This window comes from Pantoea sp. Morm (assembly GCF_016643525.1).
GTDB lineage: Bacteria > Pseudomonadota > Gammaproteobacteria > Enterobacterales > Enterobacteriaceae > Pantoea > Pantoea dispersa.
Genome location: NZ_VOQX01000004.1, coordinates 89,157 through 112,380, shown reverse-complemented (window position 1 = coordinate 112,380; position 23,224 = coordinate 89,157). Strand labels below are relative to the sequence as shown.

Sequence of the window (23,224 nt, the reverse complement as noted above, 5' to 3'; positions counted from 1 at the left end):
AGGCACCGAGATGGCGTTATTAAATGTAGAAAAACTTTCGGTGCATTTCGGCGACGAAAAGGCACCGTTCCGTGCGGTTGACCGCATCAGCTACCAGGTAGAACAGGGCCAGGTCGTCGGGATTGTCGGCGAGTCCGGCTCCGGTAAATCGGTCAGCTCGCTGGCGATCATGGGGCTGATTGACTATCCCGGCCGCGTGAAAGCGGAGAAGCTGGAGTTCAATCAGCGCGACCTGCAGCGCATCTCCGAAAAAGAGCGCCGCCAGCTGGTGGGCGCAGAAGTGGCGATGATCTTCCAGGACCCGATGACCAGCCTCAACCCGTGCTATACAGTGGGCTACCAGATCATGGAAGCGCTGAAGGTGCATCAGGGCGGCAGCAAGCGCACACGGCGTCAGCGTGCCATCGACCTGCTGGAGCAGGTGGGCATTCCCGATCCGGCGTCGCGACTTGATGTCTATCCGCATCAGCTGTCTGGCGGCATGAGCCAGCGCGTGATGATCGCCATGGCCATTGCCTGTAAGCCGAAGCTGCTGATTGCCGATGAGCCGACCACAGCGCTCGACGTAACTATTCAGGCGCAAATCATCGAACTGCTGCTGGAGTTACAGAAGCAGGAGAACATGGCGCTGATCCTGATCACGCACGATCTGGCGCTGGTGGCCGAAGCGGCGCAGCACATCATCGTGATGTACGCCGGTCAGGTGGTGGAGAGCGGCAAAGCGGTGGATATCTTTAAAGCGCCGCGTCACCCGTATACGCAGGCGCTGCTGCGTGCGCTGCCGGAGTTTGCCGCCGACAAAGCGCGGCTGGCGTCGCTGCCGGGCGTGGTGCCGGGCAAGTATGACCGCCCTAACGGCTGTCTGCTCAATCCGCGCTGCCCGTACGTGACCGACCGCTGCCGTACTGAAGAACCTGAGCTGCGCGATATTCCGGGCCGCCAGTCCAAATGTCACTTCCCACTGGATGATGCCGGGAGACCGACTTATGAGTCTTGATAACACGAAGCAGGATTACCTGCTGCAGGCAATTGACCTGAAAAAACACTATCCGGTGAAAAAGGGCCTGTTCGGCCAGGAGCGCCTGGTGAAGGCGCTGGACGGCGTCTCCTTTAACCTCGAGCGTGGCAAAACGCTGGCGGTTGTGGGCGAATCCGGCTGCGGTAAATCCACGCTCGGACGCCTGCTGACGATGATTGAAACGCCGACCGCCGGCGAGTTGTACTGGCACGGGCAGGATCTGCTGAAACACGATCCGCAGGCGCAAAAACTGCGCCGGCAGAAAATCCAGATTGTGTTCCAGAACCCGTATGGCTCGCTCAATCCGCGTAAGAAAATCAGCCAGATTCTGGAAGAGCCGCTGGTGATCAATACCGCGCTGAGCAAAGCGGAACGGCGGGAAAAAACGCTGGAGATGATGGCCAAAGTGGGCCTGAAAACTGAGCACTACGATCGCTATCCGCACATGTTCTCCGGAGGTCAGCGCCAGCGTATCGCTATTGCGCGCGGCCTGATGCTCGATCCGGACGTGCTGATTGCCGATGAGCCGGTCTCGGCGCTCGACGTCTCGGTGCGCGCTCAGGTGCTCAACCTGATGATGGATTTACAGCAGGATCTCGGCCTGTCCTATGTGTTCATCTCGCATGATCTGTCGGTGGTGGAGCACATCGCCGACGAAGTGATGGTGATGTATCTCGGACGCTGTGTGGAAAAGGGCAGCAAAGAGGCGATCTTCAGCAACCCGCGCCATCCGTATACTCAGGCGCTGCTGTCGGCCACGCCACGCCTCAATCCGGACGAACGCCGCGAGCGCATCAAACTGACCGGTGAGCTGCCGAGCCCGCTGAATCCGCCGCCGGGCTGCGCGTTCAACGCACGCTGCCGCCGTCGTTTCGGTACCTGCGTGCAGCTGCAGCCGAAACTGAAGCAGTATGGTGAGCAGCAAATCGCCTGCTTCGCCGTCGACCAGGATGAGAATCAGCCGGTGGCGACGCCGTAATTACGGCCAGCCAGTGCGAAAGGCTCCTGCGGGAGCCTTTGTTATTGGTGGCCTGATACATGAGTAAAATTAACCTGACGTGTCTTAATCGCCTGCGATGGCAGAAATGTATTACGCGACTGAATCTTTAAATCGCTGGTCCTGAACCACAGCGAAAAGGTTAAGGCAAATTCTGAATCCGTGCCGCATTGTGTGAGCGCCGTCACGGCCAGAGATAACTGCACATTTCAATGGTAAGTTGTTTATTATCAGTGCATTACTTTAATTATCTCCCGGCTGCTATTTCCGTTAATCGATTTTTATTAATCCTGCTCAATTAATCAGTGCATGCTTTTTGCATCTGTATATTTTCAATCTTTCAGATAAAACTCTTTTGTCGAATCTGCGGTTTTAATAATCAGAATTCTCTCACCGTGTCTTAACGTGTGTGTTATATTCGCGGAAATTACCCCTCCGCTTTAACAGGCTCTGATCATGAAGAACTACGACGATCTGCAGCGTTTCCAGGAAAAAACGCAAACGCTGGACATTGCTTTTAAGGATATGTCCGGGCAATCGCTGGAAGCCGATCACAGCCAGTGGGCGATCATCCGTCAGCTGGCGACGGATGATGAGCCGGAGCTGGGTAGCGGCCAGCGCGTCGATCTGCCGCAGCCGCAGCCGATTCGCGGCGATGAGTTTGTCGCGCCGCCGCAGGCTCTCAATCCGGCGCCCGTCGCCCGCAGTGAAAAGGCATCGCTGCTGCAGAGCCTCGCCGCCAGCGCGCCGGCACCCGACACAGAAACACCGCGCAGCGCGTTATTCCCGCCAGCAAACAGCGCGCCTACTGCCGCGTCCGTGTCGTCGCTGGCACCGGCAGCCACGCACGTAGCGCGTCAGGCGGCCACTTCACTGTTCCCACCGCCGCCGGTCAGCGCGCCGGTCGCTGAACAGGCGGTTGCCCCTGCTGCTGCTGCACCGGCCACTGCGCCCGCCGTGGCGCAGCCGGAGCCTGCTACGCCCTCGCGCTTTGGCGCACTGTTCCGCTCGCGTGCGGCGGAACCGGTTCATTTATCTAAAGAAACACTGCTCAAACCGTTACTGGAGAAGATCGCGCTATGCCATTAGTTTGTGTGTGCTCGCCAAAAGGGGGAGTAGGAAAAACCACCATGGCGGCCAACCTGGCCTGGAGTCTGGCGCGTGCCGGCAGCAAAGTGCTGGCGATCGATTTTGACGTACAAAATGCGCTGCGCCTGCATTTTGGCGTACCGCTGCACGACAGCCGCGGCTTTGTGGCGCGCTCGGAAGAGCAGGCTGACTGGAGTCAGTCGATCCTCACCACCGGCAGCAACATCTTTGTCATGCCTTACGGTGAAGTGACTGAAGCGCAGCGTGAGCGCTTCGAACACAACCTGGCGCACGATGCCCATTTCTTAAAACGCGGCCTGGATACCGTTCTGAATTATCCGGGTCTGGTGATTATTGCAGATTTTCCGCCGGGACCCGGTCCGGCGCTGAAAGCCATGCAGGCGCTGGCCGATATGCATTTAGTGGTGATGCTGGCGGATACCGCCTCGGTGGCGCTGCTGCCGCAAATTGAAAACCATCGCATGATTGGCCAGCCATTAAATAATCAGCACGGTCATTATTTCGTGCTCAACCAAAGTGATAATCGCCGGAATATCAGCCGTGAAGTAACCGCATTTATGCAGCAGCGGCTGGGCGATAATTTACTTGGCGTGGTGCACCGCGATGAAAGCGTGGCTGAGGCCAATGCCTCGCAGCAGTCAATCTATGATTTCAGCCCGGCTTCGGCAGCGGCGTTTGATATTGAACTGGTGGCAAAACGGGTGGCGAATATCCTGAATATCAACGTAGGCAACGGCGAAGTTCAGGCACCGATCCGCAGTCATTATTAACAAGCCCGGCCGCCAGCGGCCTGGTTCAAATAATAACAACACAGCTTCTTCAGGGTGAATCATGAGTAAACTCGGGTTTTACCTGCTGCTGCTGGTGCTTGCACCGGTCGCTGCGGTAATCGTCATCACGCCTATGGACAGCCAGAAACAGTATATTTTTGGTTTGATCAGTATTGGCATGATGTTTTTACTGGGCTTCAGTAAAAGCCGTAAAATAACCATTGTGATGGTTTTTCTTTCCGCGCTGATGTCGACCCGATATATCTGGTGGCGCACCACGGAGACGCTGCAGTTTAATTCCGAGATTGAAGCAATTCTCGGTATCGGCTTATATCTGGCCGAGCTGTATGTCTGGCTGATCTTAATTCTCGGCTTCCTGCAAACCAGCTGGCCATTAAAACGCACCATCGAACCGCTGCCGGATGATACCCGCTTGTGGCCGACGGTCGATGTCTACGTGCCGACCTATAACGAAAGCCTCGACGTAGTGCGGGATACCGTGCTGGCGGCGCAGTGTATCGACTATCCGCGCGATAAGATCAAAGTTTACCTGCTGGATGACGGCAAACGCAGCGAGTTCGCGGTATTTGCCGCCGACGTTGGCGTCGGCTATATCACGCGCGACGATAACCGCCATGCCAAAGCCGGCAACCTCAATCACGCCATGAAAATCACCAAAGGCGAGCTGATTTGCGTGTTTGACTGCGACCACGTGGCGACGCGCACGTTCCTGCAGGCCACCGTCGGTCCGTTCCTGAAAGATCCGAAGCTGGCGCTGCTGCAGACGCCGCACTACTTTTACTCGCCGGATCCGTTCGAACGTAACCTGCGCGCCGCGCGCAGCATCCCGAATGAGGGCTCGCTGTTTTACGGTCCGGTGCAGCAGGGCAACGACAACTGGAACGCCACGTTCTTCTGCGGCTCCTGTGCGGTGATCCGCCGCAGCGCGCTGGAACAGATTGGCGGCTTCGCGGTGGAAACCGTCACCGAGGATGCGCATACCGCGCTGAAAATGCAGCGTCTCGGCTGGGGCTCGGCGTTCCTGGCAATTCCGCTGGCGGCGGGACTGGCGACCGAACGTCTGGGCCTGCACGTGATTCAGCGTACCCGCTGGGCGCGCGGCATGACGCAGATTTTCCGCGTCGACAATCCGCTGCTGGGCCGTGGGCTCAAGTGGCAGCAGCGTCTGTGCTACCTCAACGCCATGCTGCACTTCCAGTTCGGCCTGCCGCGCGTGGCTTTCCTCACTGCGCCACTGGCTTACCTGCTGTTTAACCTGAATATTATCCACTCGTCGGCGTCGCTCATCTTCGCTTACGTACTGCCGCATCTGGTGATGTCGCTGTACGTTAACTCGCGCATGAACGGCAAATTCCGCTACACCTTCTGGGGTGAAATCTACGAAACCGTGATGTGCTTCCACCTGGTGATCCCGACGCTGCTGACCCTGCTGTCGCCAAAGCACGGCAAATTCAACGTGACGGATAAAGGTGGTCTGCTGGACCAGGGCTTCTTTGATTTCCACATCGTGCGGCCTCACGTCATCGTTGCCGCGCTGCTGTCGATTGGTATTGTGGCCGGCGTGGTGCGCGCCGTGGCGCATGATTACTTCGGCGTCGATCCTTATGTGATTGCGCTCAACGTCGGCTGGGCGGTGTTCAGCCTGATCATCCTGATGGCGGCGATTGCCGTGGCACGTGAAACCAAACAGGTGCGTAAAACCATTCGTATCGAGGTGCAGATCCCGGCGGTGATTCACTATGCCAGCGGCATCTCTTCGCGCACGCAAACCAGCGATCTGTCGATGGGCGGCGCGCAGCTGGATGCGCCAGACAACCGGCATGAGCACGATGAAATCGAAGAGATCGATCTGCTGCTGAAATCGGGTGCCATCACCATTCCGGTGAGCAAGATCTCCGGTGATGAGGAGACCATTCGCCTGCGCTTTGGCGCGATGCCGCTGGCGCGCCGCCGTGAACTGGTGCGCGTGGTGCTGGCGCGGGCCGATGCGTGGATCCAGCCGGAATATAAGCAGGACAACCCGCTGGTGTCGCTCGGCACCATCATCCGTACCGTCTTTGAGCTGTTCTGGCTGAGCTGGAAAGATCGCCGTGAGGCGCGCAAGCGTGATGGCCAGGCAACGGCCAAAGAGGACAGCGCAGCATGAAAACATTGACGTACACGTTGCTGGCCAGCGCGCTGACCACCACGCTGCTGCTCGCCCCTGCCTGGGCAGAGACGCCGGCGGTAACCCAGGACAGCGCCGCGCTCTCTGACGTACCGCCGCCGCAGGGGCTGGATGGCAGTGCCGATCCGCAGCTGAAGCAGGCGGCGGGCGACGCGCCGTACACGCCGGGCGATGCAGCGCCGCTGCAGGAAAATACAGCACCCGTACAGTCGGCAGAGTCAGCACCGCCGGCAGAGGCAGCAACGCCAGCAGCATCGGCTGCGCCTGACATCGTCATACCGCCGGTGGCTGCGGAGGCACCGGCTGCCGCTGAACCCGCTGGCGCGCTGTTAAACCAGCCGGTGAGCAGCACCATTTCGGTGGCGCAGATGGGACAGCCGCGCGGCATCACCCTGACCGGCGGCCAGCTGCAGTCCGGTATTCTGTTTACCCTGCCGGGCGATGAGGTGATCACTAATGCGCGGCTCAACCTGTCGCTGCGCGTCTCTGCCGCGCTGGCGGCGCGCAACACGTCGCTGCAGCTGATGCTCAACGGCCAGCCGCTCGGCACGCTGCCGCTGGGTGCCAGCGACAGCGATGTCAGCGACTATCAGCTGGATATTCCGGCGGCGATGGTGGTTTCCAGTAATAACCTCAGCTTTAAAATCAACGATGCCGACAAGCTGCTGTGCGAAAAAGAGAGCGCGCAGCAGTATCAGGTCACCATTCTGCCGAAAACCACGCTGAGCCTCGAAGGTCAGCAGCTCAACATTGGCACCAGCCTGCGCAACTTCCCGCGTCCGTTTATTGATGTGCAGCGCATGACGCCCGCCAGCGTGACCTTTGGTTTTGCCGCTAACGTTTCGCCGGATAGCGTCAGCGCCGCCGCGCTGGTGGCTTCCTGGCTCGGCATTCAGTCGGATTACCGTGGCATTCGTTTCCCGGTGGTGCGCGGCGATCTGCCCGAGCACAACGGTATCCTGATCGGCCATCCGGGTGACAAAATCGGCAGCGTGACGCTGCCCGCAGCCCGTGGTCCGCTGCTGCAGGTGATCGATAACCCTAACAATCCGGTGTACAAACTGTTGCTGGTGGTCGGTGCAGATGATGCCCAGCTGCGCCAGGCGGCCAACCGCCTGACCACGCAGCCGCTGGCCACCGATGCCAGCAGCCTGAACGTACCGCCGCAGCCGCTTGGCACGCGCAAACCGTACGACGCACCGCGCTGGATCAACACAAGCCGCCCGGTGCGTCTCAGCGAGCTGCTGCGTAAAGATCAGAGCCTGACCACCACCGGTATCTGGCACGATGCGCTGCGGGTTAACTTCCGCGCGGCGCCGGATCTGTTCCTGTGGGACGGCGACGCGATTCCGGTCAATCTGCACTACCGCTTCCCGTCGGAAAGCTGGATCGATGAAAACAATTCGTTTCTTAACGTCACGCTGAACGGCACCTTCCTGCGCAACCTGACGGTGAACAAAGTCGGGCTACTGGAGAGCGCCTGGCACCGGCTGGGCGGGGATGCACGCCAGGAGCAGTACACGCTGAAGCTGGAGCCATACCTGATTTACGGCGACAACCAGCTGGCGCTCTACTTCAATATCAAGCCAAAGGCGGATGCGCCGTGCGGCGTGCTGCTCAACAACAACATCAAGAGCCGTATCGAAGAGGATTCGTGGATCGATCTGAGCCACACGCGTCACTTCACCATGCTGCCGAACCTGTCGTACTTCGTCGGTGCTTCGTTCCCGTTCTCGCGGCTGGCGGATTTTTCGCAAACCACGCTGCTGCTGCCGGAGGCGCCGGGTGATGCCGAGATCGCCACGCTGCTGGACATGGCCGCGCGCGCCGGTAACGCCACCGGCGTGCCGCTGGTACAGAACCAGGTATTGTTCGGCCTGCCGAATGGCGGCACCAATCTGACGCGCCTGCAGCACAGCGATGTACTGGCGGTGAGCACCATGCAGCACAGCGCCTTCACGCAGCAGATGCTGGCCGGCACCGCTTACCAGACCAGCGGCAACACGCTGGGCGTTAAAGAGCCGACCACCGTCGATAAGCTGCGCGGCTGGCTGACCGGTGACTGGTCTCGCCAGCAGCTGGATGCCGATCGCTACTTCTCCTCAAATGAAGCGTGGCGCGGCTTTGTCAGCTATCGCTCACCGTGGAGCGCCGATCGTCTGGTGGTGATGACGGTCGCCACCAGCGATCAGCAGCTGCTGCGTTTGCACGATGATTTGAATTCGGCGCGCATCAACGCCGGCATCCGCGGTGATACCGCCATCATCACCGATGAGAACGGCATCCGCAGCTTCCGCGTCGGGCCGCAGTTCCCGAGCGGTGAAATGCCGTGGTACATGATGGTGGTGTGGTATGCCAACCAGCACTCGGTACTTATGGCGCTGGCGGCGCTGCTGCTGTCGGCGCTGATCGGCAGTGCGGCCTGGGTGATGCTGAAGCGTCATGCGTGGCGCCGTCTCCACCCGAAAGACGATAGTCACTCCGGCCGGAAGTAAGGATAAAAATAATGAAAAAACAGCTGATAAGTGCCGGTATTCGTCAGGCGTTGCTGCTGGGCGGCGCGCTGGCCTTCTCACAGCCGCTGCTGGCGGCGGAGAGCACCAATCCGGCGTTACAGGCACTGTTCGACCAGGCGGCCTACTGGCATCAGAAAGCGCATGACGATCTGGCGAAAGCCTCGCTGCAAAAAATCCTGATGGTGGAGCCGAACAATACCCAGGCGCTGTATCTGCTGGCGCTCTATTCACAGCAAAGCGGCAGCGCGGCTGATGCGGCACAGTGGCGCGCCCGCCTGAGTGCGGTATCGCCCAACGATCCGCATCTGACGGAGCTGGACAACGCCCGGCAGCTGCAGAGCATACCGCAGGCGCAGCTGTCGCTGGCGCGTCAGCAGGCGCGCAGCGGTAACATCGCCGCCGCGCTGCAAACCTGGCGCAACACCTTCAGCGGCAACGAGCCGCCACCGAGCGTGGCGGCAGAATATTATCTGACCATGGCCGGCGACCGCACGCTGCTGCCCCAGGCGGTGGAGGCGCTGCGGCAGTTTGCCGCCGACCATCCGCAGGATACCGGCGCTCAGCTGGCGCTGGGCAAAGCGCTAACCTATCAGGAAGCGACGCGCCGCCAGGGCATTGATGTGCTGGCCAGCATGGCGGACGGTAATAAAGAGGCCGATCGCTCGCTGCGTCAGGCGCTGCTGTGGCTGGCGCCCCAGGCGTCAGACGCCACGCTGTATCAGACCTGGCAGCAGCGCCATCCGCAGGACAGTGCAGTGGTGGATTACTACCGCAAAAACGTCGGCGGCGCGGAGAAGGGCGCTGGCTTTAGCGCGCTGAACAGCGGCGACGTCAGCGGTGCGCAGAACAACTTTGAAAAAGTGCTGCAGGCCAACCCGCAGGACGCCGATGCGCTTGCCGGTATGGGCTACGTGGCGCAGCGCGCCGGACGCTACGCCGAAGCCGCCGATTATCTGACGCGCGCCGCACAGCTGGGCGGCGATCAGAGCCAGCAGCGTCAGCAGCAGGCGGCCGACGCCCGCTTTTACGCGCAGCTGGCGAATGCCCAGCAGGCGCTGAAAAACGGTGACAGCGCGCAGGCGCTGGCGCTGAGTGAGCCGCTGACGCAGGCCGAGGGCGAAAAAGGTATATCGGCGAAGCTGTTCCGCGCTGATGTGCTGCGCCGCAGCAATCAGCTGCAGCAGGCGGAGCAAACCTACCGGGCCATTCTGCAGAGCGATGCCGATAACCGCAGCGCCAAAGAGGGGCTGTTTTACGTGCTGCGCCAGCAAAACCGCAGCGCCGAAGCCAATACCCTGCTGGCATCATTGCCCGACAGCGTGCGCCAGAGCGTGGCGCCGCGCGGTAACAGCAGCGATCCGCTGCGTGCGCAGGCAAAACGCGAGCTGGCGGCAGGCAACCGCAGTGCGGCCATCGCCACGCTCAACAGCGCCATTCAGCGCTATCCCAGCGACGGCTGGCTGCGTCTCGATCTGGCACGCATTTACCGCGCGCAGGGCGATAGCCTGCTGGCCGCTAACGTCATGCAGCCGACCCTGCGCAGCGGTGCCAGCACCAGCGAGCTGTATGCCGGTGCGCTCAACGCCAGCGAGAGCGGTGCCTGGCAGCAGGCCAGCCAGTTACTGGCGCGCATTCCCAACGGCAGCAAGAACAGCGAGATGCGCGAACTGGCGCAGCGCGTGAATTTCAATCTGCAAATGGCCACCGCCGATCGCTATCTGGCGCAGGGATCTGACGCGGCGGCGGCCAATACGCTACGCGCGCTGGCCGCCACGCCGCCAGCCAATCCGGTCGATGCCGGTAATCTGGCGCAGAAACTGGCCAAAGCCGGCGATCTCACCACGGCGGTGACGGTGGTGCGCGGCAACATGCAGCGCGGCGTGCAGGGCAACGCCGGTGATTACGCCGCGCAGGTGGCGGTACTGAATCAGGCGGGACTGACGACCGAAGCGCAGAGCTTTCTCAGCAGTCCGGAGCTGCAGGCGCGCAGTACGCCCACGCAGCTGGCCGGTATCCGCAACGGTTATGTCATCAATGAAGTCGATCGCCTGCGCGAGCAGAAGCAGTACGCCGCCGCCTATGACAAGCTGGTGGGTGCGCTGCAGCACGATCCGCAGAATCGCGATCTGATGTTTGCCATGGCGCGTCTGTATCAGTCCGGCAAGATGAACAAAGAAGCGGGCGTGGTGTATGACTATCTGCTGACGCAGGATACGCCCACTCAGGATGCGCGCACTGGCGCTATTGATGTGGCGCTGGCGCAGAACGACATCGACAAAGCGAACACCTTAACCCGCGGCCTGCGCAATGAGCAGACGCCGGATCGCCTGTTACTGCTGGCACGCGTGGCGGAAGCCAACGGCGAGCACAGCCAGGCGATGAGCTACCTGCGCAGCGCGCGCGGCCAGCTGATTGGTCTGCAGGGCGCACAGAGCGGCAGCGTGCCGACCGTTGGCGGTCTGGCGCTGGCGGACAATCCGTTTATCAACCGCAGCACCTCGCCGGTGTCCGGTTCGCCTTCCAGCTATGGCACGGTAATGCCGTGGCAAACGGCACCGGCCACCAGCAGCAGCGCGCAGGACGTCACGCTGGCGAGCACCACGCCGGAGGTCCGGCAGAGCCAGACGCTGCGCCAGATTGACGAGATGATGGACAATCTGCAGGAGAAAACCGGCACCTGGGTACAGGGGCAGATGCAGGTGCGCGGACGCGACGGCGAATCGGGGCTCAGCAAGCTGACCGAAGCCAAAGCGCCGCTGACCTTCTCGACCGTACCGTTCGGCGAGTCGCGCTTCGACTTTACGATGACGCCGGTGTCGCTCACCGCTGGCAGTGCGGCCGGTGATGCGTGGCGTCGCTTCGGCAGCAACGCGCTGGTGCAGGGCAATGTGGTGGCATCCGGCGCGGCCAAAATAGACGACACGCCGTCTTCGTCGACCGATTCGCAAAAGGCCACCGGCGTGGAGCTGAATATGGCGTTGAAGGGCGACAGCTACAAAATCGACCTCGGCAGCACGCCGCTCGGCCAGGATCTCAGTACGCTGGTGGGCGGCGTGCAGTGGTCGCCGAAGCTGACCGATTTCCTGACGCTGATCCTCACCGGTGAACGCCGCGCCATGACCGACAGTCTGCTGTCGTACGTTGGCGTGGAGGACAAGACCAGCGGCAAGCGCTGGGGGCGCGTCACCAAAAACGGCGGCAACGCCATGCTGAGCTTCGATAACGGCGACGCGGGTTTCTACGTCGGCGGCGGCGCTTACAGCTATCTGGGCGAGAACGTGGCGAGCAACAACAGCGTGCAGGCCACGGCGGGCGCTTACGTGCGGCCTTACCACTACGACGACCGCGAGCTTAAGGTCGGCATGAGCCTGTCGTGGATGGATTTCTCCAAAAACCTGAGTTACTTCAGCTACGGTCAGGGCGGCTATTTCAGTCCGCAGAATTATGCCGCGGTGTCGTTCCCTGTCGACTTCAGCCGCAAGTTTGATGACCTGAAAGTCAACGTTGGCGGTTCGGTCGGCTATCAGTCGTACAGCCAGGACAAGAGCGCGTATTTCCCCAACGATCCGTCGCTGCAGTCCCAGCTGCAAAGCCTCGCCGATCAGGGCTTTGTCAAAAGCGCCTACTACAGCGGTGAGAGCAAAAACGGCATCGGCTATAACCTGCACGCCGGTGCCGATTATAAGATTAATAAAGATGTCACCATCGGCGGCCAGCTCGGCTATGACACCTTTGGCGATTACAACGAAAGCACAGCCAATCTGTACTTCCGTTATCTGTTTGGAGACAACTAATGAGTGAGCAACCGGGCGCACGCATCAGCCATCCGTATCAGCCGGGCTGGTTTGATCTGGTCAGCGTGATGATTGAGAGCATGCTGGACAACGCTGGCGCGGAGGCGGAAGCCTTCCTCAACGGCGTGGGCGAATTGCTGGCAACGCGCTATCCTTTGCCGGAGGCGCGCACCGTGCAGGATCTGGAGCGCGAAATTAATCTCCAGCTGGCGCGCTTTAACTGGGGCTTTGTTCAGCTACAGCCGCAGCAGAACGCGATTATGCTTGAGCACCATGCCCTGCCGCAGGGCGACAGTCAGGTTGATGCGGAACGCTGGCAGCTGGCGCTGAGCGCAGTGCTGGCCGGCGTGTACGCGCAGTGGCTGCGCGCGCAGGGTGGCAGTGCGGCGGTGCCGCTGACGCTGGAAAAAATCGACGGCGGCACGCTGCATTATCGATACCAATAGGAAGCTGTGATGAGAGTGATGCGGTTCTGGCGTCAGTGGATGCTGTGTTTCATGGTGATATTTTTCAGTGCTCAGGCGGCGGCCGATGGCTGGAGCAGTTACAAAAGCCGCTTTATGAGCAGCGACGGCCGCATCAGCGATACGGCCAACAATAACGTCAGCCACACCGAAGGTCAGGGTTACGGCATGCTGCTGGCGGTGGCGTATAACGATCGCGCCACCTTTGATTTGCTGTGGCAGTGGACGCGTACCCATCTGCGCAATCCGCAGAATGACCTGTTCTACTGGCGCTATACGCCAGGCGCAGCCGATCCCATCGCCGATAAAAATGATGCTTCGGACGGGGATGTGCTGATCGCCTGGGCGCTGCAGCGCGCGGCGCAGAAGTGGGGCGGTGATTATCAGCAGGCGTCGGATCGCATTCAGCGCGCGGTCATCAAGCTAACGGTGATCGACTACGCCGGCCGCAAGGTGATGCTGCCGGGCGCGCAGGGCTTCAATAAAACCAGCTATGTGGTGCTTAACCCTTCCTATTTCCTGTTCGCCGCATGGCAGGAGTTTGCGCAGCACAGCCATCTGCGCGTGTGGAACACGCTGATTGATGATGGCCTTGCGCTGCTGGGCGACATGCAGTTTGGCAAAACCGGCCTGCCGCTGGACTGGGTGGCGCTGAACGCCGATGGCTCCGTCGCGCCGGCGGTCGGCTATTCCAACCGCTTCAGCTATGACGCGATTCGTATTCCGCTGAATATCTGGTGGTACGATCCGCAAAGCCTGCGGCTGGTGCCCTTCCAGCGCGTCTGGCAGGGCTACGCGCGCGACACCACGCCAGCGTGGTTTGATGTGCTGGCCAATACCCCGGCACCTTACAATATGGAAGGTGGCCTGACCGCGGTGCGCGACCTGACGCTCAACCAAACCGGCTACCTCAGCGACCGCTTAGCGCCGGAGCAAAACTATTTCTCCGCCAGCCTGCAACTGCTGACCTGGCTGGCTTATCAGGAGAAGCGATAGCCGAACGCTACCTGCACCCGTCGGGATTTATACCGGAGCGCATCAAAGCGCACCCTGTAAAAACCACGCAACTATCTTGTAGGGTCGCCATTTATGGCGACCTTTTCATTTTCGTGTGCTTATTTAAAATCCGCATACGGTTCCAGTGGCTGTGGTGGCATATCCATGTCGCCGTTCCAGCCGGCCATTGAGTAGCGCACATACAGCAGCCCGTGGCTTGGGGTGTAATCTTTCGCCTGCTGAATGTCCATGGCCAAACCCAGCGACCAGTGCGGCGTGATGCGCCGCTCTATCAACGCCTGCACGGTATAGCCGAAACCGCGTCCGGAACTGCTGTCCGATGACGGATTGCTGGCCAGCGTAAAGCCGGGATTCACCGGGTAGCGCGCCTGAGCGTCGGTGGTTGACTGTGACCACGACACCGAGCCGCCGAGTTCATACGACCAGTTTTCCGTGCGCTGACGCCAGGTCAGCGGCACCGCCAGCGAGAAGTAGCGCTGCGGGCTGTAATAGCCGCCCTGGCCAAAGGTGTAGTCGCTCAAATCTTTCTGATAGTGCCACAGCATACTGTTCAGGCCGATGGTGGCGCGCTGGTTGTCGCTATTGATCAGCTTGTAGTAATAGCCTGCCATCAGCCGTTCGCGGCTGTTATCCGCCACGTTTTCACCGCTGATTTGATGGGCGCTGAGATCGGCCCACATCCCGTGCGCGCCGCCCCGATCGTAACCCAGGCCGATGCCGCCGCCGGTCGCGACGACGCCGCCCCAGTTTTTGCCGCCGTTAGTGGCCGGATCGCGCGCGCCGGCGTAAGCCAGCAGCGAACTGGAGATCGGGCGACGTGAAGCGGTAAAGGTCACCCCGAGATCGTCGATGTCGGTCTTCCAGCTTACGCCGCCGACCCAGTTAGTGACGGTGAAACCGAGCGGCGTGGTGCCGATATCGGCTGACCAGCGATCGTTGTGCCAGCCGACGCCCAGCGCGGTGCCTTCGTCCCGCTGGGTGAAATCGCGCCGGCAGCCCCCGACGTTGGCGTCGTTACAGCTGCCGAACTTTTCACTGTGGCTGCCATCAGTGGTGGAAAATGTTCCGGCAGACACCTGTACGTGATCGACGCGCACAAAGCTGCGGCCATCGGCCAGCGGGGTTTCCGCCTGCAGCATGGTGGTATGGGCGGTAAAGTCAGAGGTGCCACCGTTGCCCTTATCGCGCGAGTAGTCCTGTTCCAGCGTCACAGTGGTGTCCTGCTGGCGATACAGGTCAGCGGCGTCGCTGCGAATGCTGCGCTTCAGCCAGTCGTCCTGGGCCTGCGCGCGCGTCAGCCGGGTATAGCGGGCGTTATCGTCTGGCAGCGCTGGCGTGATGCCGCTGGCGACCATGGCCGCGCGGTAATCCTGCTGTGCCAGCGCGGGCTGACGCTGCTGTCTCTCCAGCCGCGCGGCATCACGCAGCACCAGCGCTTTTTCCTGTGACGGCGCGACAGCGGCGGCGCGGGTTTTCAGCACGCTGAACAACTGTTGCGCTTTGAGGAGATCGCCGCTGTTTTGCCAGGCGAGTGCCACGCGCCGGCCGCTGTTCAGGCTCTGCTGCGCCACGCTGTCCGGCAGGCTGTGCAGCGCTGCGCGCGCTTCGGTGGTGCGCTGCAGCGCCAGCAGCGCCTCGATGCGGCCGAGCGCGGCATCGTTGTTGCTGGCGTCCTGCTGCAGCACCTGCTGATAACCGGCCAGCGCTGTTGTGGCATCGCCCCGCTCCAGCGCCCAGTCGGCCAGCGTAATGTCGCGGCGCGGCGAGGCCGGCTGCTGTTGCAGCAAGCGGATGGCGACGGCTTCATCACCGCGGGCGCGTAGCTCCCCGGCACGCCCGAACGCCTGGTTTTGCGCCAGGCGATCCGCCAGTTCATGCATGTTGCTGTCCCAGCGGGCGGTGGGTAAACGGTGCAGCGTGGCCAGCGCGGCGGCATCGTCGTCGCCGGATGACTGCCACAGTGCCGTGGCATACAGCGCGGCTGGCTGCTGCGGCTGCTGGCGCACCATCGCGGCCATTACCGCGGCGCCTGCCTGGTTGTCACCGCTGCTGCGTAGCGCACTGGCCAGCCGCCAGGCCAGCCAGACATCATCCGGTCGCGCCTGAGCCGCCTCACGGTATTTCGCTACCGCCTGCGGCCATTGCTGCTGCTGCGCCAGCGTGTCTGCGTCGGCCAGCAGGCTCTCAATACGTAAATTGCTCAGGCGCTGCTGCGCCGTGCCGTTGCTGCGGTCAAGGCGCAGCGCCTGCTGCCAGTACTGCCGGGCTAACGCGCTGTTTTTACGCGCCTGCGCCACATCACCGAGGCCGATGAGCGCCCAGCTATCATTGCTGTCGATGGCCTGCGCGCTGCGGTACTGCTGCTCAGCGCCGGACAAATCCCCCTGCTTCAGCGCCGCGTCGCCGCTGTCGATGGCCAGCCAGTAACGATTGGTCTGTAACAGGGACTGCCACTTGCCGATTTGCGTGCTGGCCTGGCCCGCCTGAATCGCTTTCTGTAGCCAGCTGATGGCGGCGGCGCGGTGACCGGCACGCGCCTGCGCCTGGCCCATGGCACCGAGCAGTTCGGCGTCGTCCGGATTGGCCTTCAGCGCCGCCTGTAATGCGCCGATTGCCGCCGCGCCGCCGCCAGCTTCGACCAGCGCCAGGCCGCGCATGCGCTGGCGGAAGGCCGGATCGGCCAGCATTTTTTGCTGACGCGCCAGCTCATCCGCTCCGCGCTGTTGCGCATCGCCGCTGGTGAACACCTGCAGATACTGCTGCAGGCTGGCAACGCTGCGCTCGCTTACCGGCTGGTTCTGGATCTGCTGCAGCCACAGTTCGGACGCGGCATCGCGGCCGCCGTCGCGGTTGGCCAGCTGACGCAGCTGGGTCACCGCCTGATCCGGCTGATTATTATCAAACGCCATGCGCGCCAGCTGTAGCTCGACGCCGATATTGCCCGGATAACGCTGCTCCAGCGCCTGCAACTGACGCCAGGCGAGCGGCTGCTGGCCCGGCAGGCGCGCCACCAGTCGCCAGTACTCCAGTTCGGTGTTTACATCGGGAAAGACGCCGTGAAACAGCGCATCCCACGCTGCTTTGGCCTCCGGCAGCCGTCCGGCGGTGGCCAGCAGCCGCGCCTGCTGCAGCTGCTGACGCCCTTCGGGGCTCATCAGGCGCAAACCTGCCGCAGATTCGCGTGTGGCGGCGTCATCCGGCGCAGCCTTTTGCAGCGCATCGAACAGCTGCTGCGCTTTGGCCTGATCGCCCTGACGCAGCGCCATACGAATGCGTGCCGCCAGCACCTGCGGGTTATCCGGATCGATTTTTTCCAGCCGGTACAGCGACTGCTGCACCAAATCGTATTTGTTGGTGGATTCGCCGGTACGAATCTGCATCAGCAGCCACGCCACCGGCGCCACCTGCGGACCGGGCGCGGCCGCCACGCTGCCGGCCAGCGCACTGGCGATCAGCAGCGCAAGCGGTAACTTATTCATCGTCATCCAGCTCAGCCAGGCGGCGACGGCTCACCATGCGCATCAGGCGCCAGGCCATCAGGGCGAACAGGATCACCACCAGCACGGCACACACGGCCAGCCATACCGGATGGGTGGCCAGCAGATTCCACAGCCGCTCCCACCACGGCAGATGCCCGACAAAGTAGGTATCGCCCACGCGCACGCTGTTGACGCCGGACTCCCGGACGATGCTGACGGAACCGAACATCGCCGCGCGCTTACCGCTGTCGCGCAGCGCTGCATTCAGCAAATCCCAGCCGCGCGGGCTGTCAGCCAGCAGCGCCACCACACTGCGCTGATCGTGAAACGGCGACTGGAAGCCAACCAGAGCGCCGAGCGGACCGCGCGAACTGATGCCGGTCTGGCTTTCGGCGGTGCGCTCGCTGGCTGACAGTGGCACGTTGGGCGCGCTGCCCGGGCGCGATGGCATGTTGAGGGTGCTGCGCGTGCGATCCACCAGCAGATTGATCGCCGTGTCCGCCTGCAGATCCGGCGGAATGCTGCCGATCAGCAGCAGATCGGCATCGTGGTCTTTGGCGTTGCGCCAGTCATCGCTCATTTGCACGCGCAGTGCCGGATAGCCGGTCTGGGCGCCGATCGCCCCCAGCGCGTCAAGCAGCGTACTGACTTCGCCGCTCTCCGGTTTTGCCGGCACCAGCACCAGGGTTTGCGCCAGATCGGCGAAGCGGCTGAACGGGAAGCCAGCGCTGGCAAACGCGCCGAGCGAAGGCATTTCGATGTAGTGACGATAGCCGGAGAAATCGATGCTGGAGCGATCGTCGATCACCGCATGATGCGCGACGGGGGTGACGGTTTCACAGCGGCCATCGGCAGTGCCGCCGATAAAGGTATTGGCGTAGTCAAAATCAAAGCGCAGCTGGTTCACCACACCGAGACGCAGTGCCGGAATGGTCAGCTGACGGCTGTTGTCCTGCAGGCCCTGCATCAGCGGAATGCGCATCAGCTGCTGGCCCGCGCCATCTTTACTGGTCAGCGGATAATCCTGCATGAACTGATTATTGAGATGCACCGCCAGCCGTGAGCCGTCCTGCTGCACCGGTGAGGTGTAGCGATAGATCAGGTCCATATCAATGCCGCGTGCGCGCACCAGGAACAGATCCGGCGGCAGGTTGAGCGTCAGGCTAATCGGGTTGGGTTGCAGGCCATCAGCCTGCAGCTGGTTCTGATACTGCGTCAGTTCACCAAAGGTGGTGCGGCGATCGGTGCGTACCCAGTTTGGCGCATCGTACGGCTGGCGCGGGGCCAGCAGTTTCACACTGTCGATGGTGGCGCGCTCGCCGCGCAGCAGCAGTTCGCCCTGCGCAATGCCCTCTACTGCAGTGATCAGATCGTTATCGTCGCGGCCGAGAATCAGCAGCATCTTCTGATAGGGATTGTCCGGCTGGCTGACCATTTCCACGGTGGGTTTGTCCACCGGCGGCAGCGTTTGCAGGAAGTCCGGCCGGCGATCGTTGGTGGCGAACACCACCGCATGCTGTCCTTCCGGCAGCTGGTTATACAGCACCGGGAAGGACTGGCCGCGCCACTGCGCCTGGCTACCGAACCACGAGGCCAGCAGGCCTGCCGCACGCTGTTGCTGCACATCCGGCTGGCCGCTGAAGACCATCGGCAGCTGCAGCGGCCGGTTGTCGCGCGCGTCAAAGAATGGCTCCGGGAAATGGGAGAGATCGTTTTTCAGCGGCAGCTTCTGCAGCGTCAGGTCCAGTTTGCTCGCTTTACCGATATCCAGCCAGATGGTGCTGTTGGCCGGGTTTTCACACACGTTGGCGTAGTGGCCGACCAGTTCCAGACGGATGCGGTTGAAATCGCTAATGTAGCGCGGGTCGATCGCCAGCTGCGTCTGGTTCTCTTTGCCGAGCTGATCGGCGGTGACGGTGACCAGTCCCACCAGTTCATCGTTGAGATACACCTTGAGCTGCGACTGCGTCGGCAGCAGCGCCGGCGAAGGCCGGTAGTTGAGCGTCAGCAGCGCGCGCGTGACCACTTCGTCGCTGCGCACGCCGAACTCAATCTGGCTGGTGGGGACAGTGCCGCGCAGCGTCATGCTACCCGGCGGCGGTGCCACCTGGGTAAACAGCAGCTGGCTATCGCGCAGCGGGGCGCTGGTATCGAGCGGTTGGTTCACGTCGGACAGCGGCGCAGAGGTTGCCGCAGGCGGTGCAGCAGGAAGCGCCGCCGGAAGTGCCGCCTGCGCCAGAGACGCCGTGCCCAGCAGCAGGGCGGTGAACCAACTCAGTTTTCTCGTCATGGTCATATCATCAGCTTAGGTAAAATCAGTGTTGAGCGTTGCCGGTCGCGGACGGACGTTGTGCGGCAACAGCGTTGCCAGCCAGTGCAGTCCGGCGGTCAGGCCACGGAACAGGCGGCGCAGCGGTGCCGGACCATACTCCGCCAGCCGCAAATAGCCTTTGAAGCCGAGCAGCATAATGTCCGCCAGGCTCTGCACCGGTTTATCCTCCGGAAAACCGTCCTGCCACAGCGCCCAGGTATCGGCGCGCGCAAAGGTGCACTGAATAAATTCGATGTGCTGGCGGGTGGAGAGCTGGTGCAGGCGGATACCCGCGCGGCGGCCAAATACGCGCTGTACCTGGCACGGGAAGCTGAACTCCTGCTGTCCGCGCCGCAGCAGCAGCGAGACGCTTTCGTTCTCGCGCAGTGCATCCGGCTCGCGCAGTTCGACGCCCACGCCGCCGTCAGAGTAGTCGCGCAGCGTGCACGGCAGCATATGACCATCGGCGCGTGCCAGCGCCGCCGGCATGGCGATCTCCACGCGGTGCGCTTCACGGATTTGACGCGCTTCCACCGACACCGCCACCGCGCCGCCGAGAATAATCATGTTGTAAACCACCCACACCAGACTGACCCAGATGGTGAGCAGCTCATTGGCCGGGCCGTGCGCCATGCGCCAGAAGCCCATGCCGATACCGGCAATGTTCAGCAGCACCAGCAGCATATAGGGTTTGGTGATCACCCAGTCGAGATGGCGCTCTTCTACCAGGCCCCCTTTGGCGGTCACGTTGAATTTGCCTTTGTGCGGATTAAACAGCGCGACGGTGGTGGGGCGGGCGATGTACCAGGCGAGCACGGTTTCATATACCTCGCTCCAGAACGAGTGGCGCCAGCGCCCCTGGATGCGCGAGTTGGTCAGGCTGGTATGCACCATGTGCGGCAGCACGTAGATGGCGATGGCCAGCGCGGGCGCATAGATGATGTAGGCATGGCACAGCAGGAACGCCAGCGGCGCCAGCAGAAAGATCAGCCGGGGGATACCGGCAAGAAAGTGCAGCATGGCGTTGGCGTAACACAGCCGCTGTACCAGCTTCAGCCCTTTGCCAAACAGCGGATTATCGAGACGGAAGATCTGCACCATGCCGCGCGCCCAGCGGATGCGCTGGCCAATATGCGCTGACAGACTTTCGGTCGCCAGCCCGGCAGCCTGAGGAATGCGGATGTAGGCCGAGGTGTATCCGCGGCGGTGCAGTCGCAGCGAGGTGTGCGCATCTTCGGTAACGGTCTCTACCGCGATGCCGCCAATCTCATCCAGCGCGCTGCGGCGCAGCACTGCGCAGGAGCCGCAGAAAAAGGCGGCATCCCAGGTGTCGTTACCATCCTGCACCAGACCGTAAAACAGCGAGCCTTCATTCGGCGTCTGGCGGAAACGGCCGAGGTTGCGCTCAAACGGGTCTGGCGAGAAGAAGTGGTGCGGTGTCTGCAGCATGCCCAGCCGGTGATCTTTCAGGAACCAGCCCATGGTGAGCTGCAGGAATGAGCGCGTCGCCACGTGGTCGCAGTCAAAAATCGCCACGTATTCGCTGCGGCAGGTGGTTTTCAGCGCATGGTTGATGTTGCCGGCCTTGGCGTGTTCGTGGCTGGGGCGCACCACGTAATTGACGCCCACGCTGGCGGCAAACTCGCGGAACTCCTCGCGCGTGCCGTCATCAAGAATATAGATGTTGAGTTTATCCTGCGGCCAGTCGATGCCCAGCGCAGCATAGATGGTGGGTTTGACCACGCTGAGCGGCTCGTTGTAGGTCGGCACCAGAATATCGACGCTGGGCCAGCTGGCGATCTCCGGCGGCATAGAGACCGGCTGGCGGTTGAGCGGCCACAGCGTCTGGAAATAGCCCAGCACCAGTACTGTCCACGCGTAGGTTTCCGCGCCAATCAGCAGCAGACCAAACGTCAGGCTGAGCGGATCGTCCCAGTTGAGGGTTTCCGTATAGCGCCACCACAGATAGCGGCAGGAGATGGTGAGCGACAGCACAATCAGCATGATGGTCACCAGCCGGCCCGGCATACGGCGCACCAGCATGGCCAGCGCCCACAGCAGCAGCACAAACACAAACTGGGTGGTGATATCAAACGGCTGCGAGATGCACAGCAGCGCCAGCAGGCTGGCGGCGATCGCCACTACGATGAACAGCAACTGACGCACGCGCCGTGGCAGGCGCTGCAGCCAGCGTTCGCTGCGCTGCGGCACGCCGCTGTGTTCCAGCCGCGCCGGCAGCTGCGCCAGCCATTGATACAGCTGCTGGCGCCAGCGGAACAGCGAGCCAAAGGCGTTAAAACGTTTACGCTCGCTGCGCGCGCTGCCGTCCAGCGGCAGCATGATAAGCAGCCACAGGCTCTGGAGTGCATAGCGCACAATATCGAGCGGACGCGGGCGCAGCGGAGAGATATGCGGAAAGTAGCGCTGGCGCTGCTGCAGCACGCGCTGCCACGCCGGCGTTTCCAGCCGCAGCAGCGACCAGGCGAGCACGCACCACAGCAGATGCAGCGCGACCGTTAACCGCCCGGCGCCGTGCTGACGCGCCAGGCGCGCGCGCTGCTGCAATGCCTGCGAGGCCTGCGGCACCAGCAGCCAGCGCAGCGCATTCATGCGCCACCTCCGGCAACATGCAGCAGCAGCCAGTTGGCCAGCGTATTGATCTCTTCGCTGGCCAGCGCATGCGGACGCCAGGCGCCCACTGGCTGTTTCATCATCAGCGCTTCCGCTAGCGCTTCATCGCGGTGGATCACCTGTGGAATCAGGTTTTTAAGCGAGCGCAGCCACAGCTGATGCAGATCCTGCTGCAGCTGGCTGTTGGCGTTGAACTGGTTAATCAGAAACAGTGTCTGCGGCGAAAAGTGCGCGCGGTGCAGGCGCAGCTGGCAGTTGGCATCCAGCGTTAACAGCTGAAGCAGCCGATCGGCGGCCGGGATGAACGCCTGCTGCCACGGCAGCAGATCCGCCGGAAGGTCGAAAATAATCCACTGATAGCGCTGTTTCAGGGCCGGCAAAGCCTTAAGCAGCGGTTGTGCAATTTCGGCTGTCGCTGCGGTTAAGGATAAGGTCTGCTGATGCGTGAGCGTGCCAGACGGCAGGAAATCCAGCCCCGGCTGATAGCGCAGCGCGCTGTGCTGCCACGGCTGGTTATCCAGCTGCGCACGCAGCCAGCCGTGCGGCGTGTCGAGCGGCAGATTAAAGTGGGCCGCCAGTTGGTTGGCTGGCGAAAGGTCGATAAGCAGCACCGACTGCTGCAGCGCGTTTAGCGCCCAGCCCAGCGCGGCACTGAGTGCCGTCGCGCCACACCCGCCACGCAGCCCCTGTAAGGCGAGAACCGGCATTAGCGTGGTGACTCCGGTCCCTGCGTGCATTCCTGCAACAACGGCCAGCGCGACAGCAACTGTTGCAGACGCGCTTCACGGGCAATATCAATATAGCGAAACGCCTTCAGTGAAAAGGCGTCACTCAGGGCGTTAATATCATCCTGATCTTCGCTGCCGACAGCGATCAGTGAAAAAGCATTTTCAGTTTTCATTACTTTTTGCCACCAAAGAAACGACAAC

14 protein-coding genes are annotated in these 23,224 nt (G+C 61.9%); 9 read left to right on the top strand and 5 right to left on the bottom strand.

What is annotated here, in order from left to right; translation table 11 throughout:
• Positions 1 to 10: 10 nt before the first annotated feature.
• The 9 genes from dppD (at position 11) to FT726_RS02680 (ending at position 13,853) form a co-directional block, all read left to right on the top strand.
• Positions 11 to 997: a dipeptide ABC transporter ATP-binding protein gene (gene dppD / locus FT726_RS02720; protein WP_021507019.1), complete on the top strand. Its 987-nt coding sequence runs from the start codon at positions 11 to 13 to the stop codon at positions 995 to 997.
• Entirely contained in the window at positions 987 to 1,997 is a 1,011-nt protein-coding gene (gene dppF / locus FT726_RS02715) for a dipeptide ABC transporter ATP-binding subunit DppF (RefSeq protein WP_021507018.1), read from the top strand. The genes dppD and dppF overlap by 11 nt, the downstream gene beginning before the upstream one ends.
• A gap of 474 nt (positions 1,998 to 2,471) precedes the next feature.
• Positions 2,472 to 3,104, top strand: a complete 633-nt coding sequence (gene bcsO, locus FT726_RS02710) for a cellulose biosynthesis protein BcsO (protein WP_288421186.1) — start codon at positions 2,472 to 2,474, stop codon at positions 3,102 to 3,104.
• Positions 3,095 to 3,895 carry a cellulose biosynthesis protein BcsQ gene (gene bcsQ, locus FT726_RS02705; protein ID WP_031279622.1) on the top strand — a complete coding sequence of 267 codons (801 nt, stop codon included), beginning with the start codon at positions 3,095 to 3,097 and terminating at the stop codon, positions 3,893 to 3,895. Before bcsO ends, bcsQ (FT726_RS02705) begins: the two co-directional genes overlap by 10 nt.
• Before the next feature lie 61 nt (positions 3,896 to 3,956).
• A complete protein-coding gene (bcsA, locus tag FT726_RS02700) occupies positions 3,957 to 6,062 on the top strand; it encodes a UDP-forming cellulose synthase catalytic subunit (RefSeq protein WP_021507015.1) in 2,106 nt (701 codons plus the stop codon).
• A complete protein-coding gene (gene bcsB, locus FT726_RS02695; RefSeq protein ID WP_346302375.1) occupies positions 6,059 to 8,578 on the top strand; it encodes a cellulose biosynthesis cyclic di-GMP-binding regulatory protein BcsB in 2,520 nt (839 codons plus the stop codon). Before bcsA (FT726_RS02700) ends, bcsB (FT726_RS02695) begins: the two co-directional genes overlap by 4 nt.
• Before the next feature lie 11 nt (positions 8,579 to 8,589).
• Positions 8,590 to 12,393 carry a cellulose synthase subunit BcsC-related outer membrane protein gene (locus FT726_RS02690; RefSeq protein WP_346302374.1) on the top strand — a complete coding sequence of 1,268 codons (3,804 nt, stop codon included), beginning with the start codon at positions 8,590 to 8,592 and terminating at the stop codon, positions 12,391 to 12,393.
• Entirely contained in the window at positions 12,393 to 12,839 is a 447-nt protein-coding gene (gene bcsD, locus FT726_RS02685; protein ID WP_282996014.1) for a cellulose biosynthesis protein BcsD, read from the top strand. Before FT726_RS02690 ends, bcsD begins: the two co-directional genes overlap by 1 nt.
• A 9-nt stretch (positions 12,840 to 12,848) precedes the next feature.
• On the top strand, positions 12,849 to 13,853 hold the full coding sequence (locus FT726_RS02680) for a glycosyl hydrolase family 8 (RefSeq protein WP_031279620.1): 1,005 nt from the start codon (positions 12,849 to 12,851) through the stop codon (positions 13,851 to 13,853).
• A 119-nt stretch (positions 13,854 to 13,972) separates the two neighbouring features.
• Here FT726_RS02680 and bcsC read toward each other — a convergent pair whose 3' ends face one another.
• Genes bcsC through bcsR form a run of 5 tightly spaced genes read right to left on the bottom strand, consistent with a single transcriptional unit; the run spans position 13,973 to position 23,196 of the window.
• On the bottom strand, positions 13,973 to 17,353 hold the full coding sequence (gene bcsC, locus FT726_RS02675; protein WP_346302373.1) for a cellulose synthase complex outer membrane protein BcsC: 3,381 nt from the start codon (positions 17,351 to 17,353) through the stop codon (positions 13,973 to 13,975).
• Entirely contained in the window at positions 17,346 to 19,643 is a 2,298-nt protein-coding gene (gene bcsB, locus FT726_RS02670) for a cellulose biosynthesis cyclic di-GMP-binding regulatory protein BcsB (protein WP_407075048.1), read from the bottom strand. The genes bcsC and bcsB (FT726_RS02670) overlap by 8 nt, the downstream gene beginning before the upstream one ends.
• Positions 19,644 to 19,658: 15 nt before the next feature.
• Positions 19,659 to 22,274 (bottom strand): UDP-forming cellulose synthase catalytic subunit, encoded by a 2,616-nt coding sequence (bcsA, locus tag FT726_RS02665; protein ID WP_346302371.1) that lies wholly within the window; start codon positions 22,272 to 22,274, stop codon positions 19,659 to 19,661.
• The gene (bcsQ, locus tag FT726_RS02660) at positions 22,271 to 23,002 is read right to left on the bottom strand and encodes a cellulose biosynthesis protein BcsQ (RefSeq protein WP_088516562.1); all 732 of its coding nucleotides are present in this window, start codon (positions 23,000 to 23,002) and stop codon (positions 22,271 to 22,273) included. The genes bcsA (FT726_RS02665) and bcsQ (FT726_RS02660) overlap by 4 nt, the downstream gene beginning before the upstream one ends.
• Entirely contained in the window at positions 23,002 to 23,196 is a 195-nt protein-coding gene (bcsR, locus tag FT726_RS02655) for a cellulose biosynthesis protein BcsR (RefSeq protein WP_021507005.1), read from the bottom strand. Before bcsR ends, bcsQ (FT726_RS02660) begins: the two co-directional genes overlap by 1 nt.
• Positions 23,197 to 23,224: the final 28 nt, after the last annotated feature.

What these genes read in the sequence shown, in the direction of transcription:
- bcsR (WP_021507005.1), bottom strand. Translation starts at nt 23,196, where the DNA reads ATGAAAACTGAAAATGCTTTTTCACTGATCGCTGTCGGCAGCGAAGAT.
- FT726_RS02690 (WP_346302374.1), top strand. Translation starts at nt 8,590, where the DNA reads ATGAAAAAACAGCTGATAAGTGCCGGTATTCGTCAGGCGTTGCTGCTG.
- bcsQ (WP_088516562.1), bottom strand. Translation starts at nt 23,002, where the DNA reads ATGCCGGTTCTCGCCTTACAGGGGCTGCGTGGCGGGTGTGGCGCGACG.
- bcsB (WP_407075048.1), bottom strand. Translation starts at nt 19,643, where the DNA reads ATGACGAGAAAACTGAGTTGGTTCACCGCCCTGCTGCTGGGCACGGCG.
- bcsQ (WP_031279622.1), top strand. Translation starts at nt 3,095, where the DNA reads ATGCCATTAGTTTGTGTGTGCTCGCCAAAAGGGGGAGTAGGAAAAACC.
- bcsC (WP_346302373.1), bottom strand. Translation starts at nt 17,353, where the DNA reads ATGAATAAGTTACCGCTTGCGCTGCTGATCGCCAGTGCGCTGGCCGGC.
- FT726_RS02680 (WP_031279620.1), top strand. Translation starts at nt 12,849, where the DNA reads ATGAGAGTGATGCGGTTCTGGCGTCAGTGGATGCTGTGTTTCATGGTG.
- dppF (WP_021507018.1), top strand. Translation starts at nt 987, where the DNA reads ATGAGTCTTGATAACACGAAGCAGGATTACCTGCTGCAGGCAATTGAC.
- bcsO (WP_288421186.1), top strand. Translation starts at nt 2,472, where the DNA reads ATGAAGAACTACGACGATCTGCAGCGTTTCCAGGAAAAAACGCAAACG.
- bcsD (WP_282996014.1), top strand. Translation starts at nt 12,393, where the DNA reads ATGAGTGAGCAACCGGGCGCACGCATCAGCCATCCGTATCAGCCGGGC.
- bcsA (WP_346302371.1), bottom strand. Translation starts at nt 22,274, where the DNA reads ATGAATGCGCTGCGCTGGCTGCTGGTGCCGCAGGCCTCGCAGGCATTG.
- bcsA (WP_021507015.1), top strand. Translation starts at nt 3,957, where the DNA reads ATGAGTAAACTCGGGTTTTACCTGCTGCTGCTGGTGCTTGCACCGGTC.
- bcsB (WP_346302375.1), top strand. Translation starts at nt 6,059, where the DNA reads ATGAAAACATTGACGTACACGTTGCTGGCCAGCGCGCTGACCACCACG.
- dppD (WP_021507019.1), top strand. Translation starts at nt 11, where the DNA reads ATGGCGTTATTAAATGTAGAAAAACTTTCGGTGCATTTCGGCGACGAA.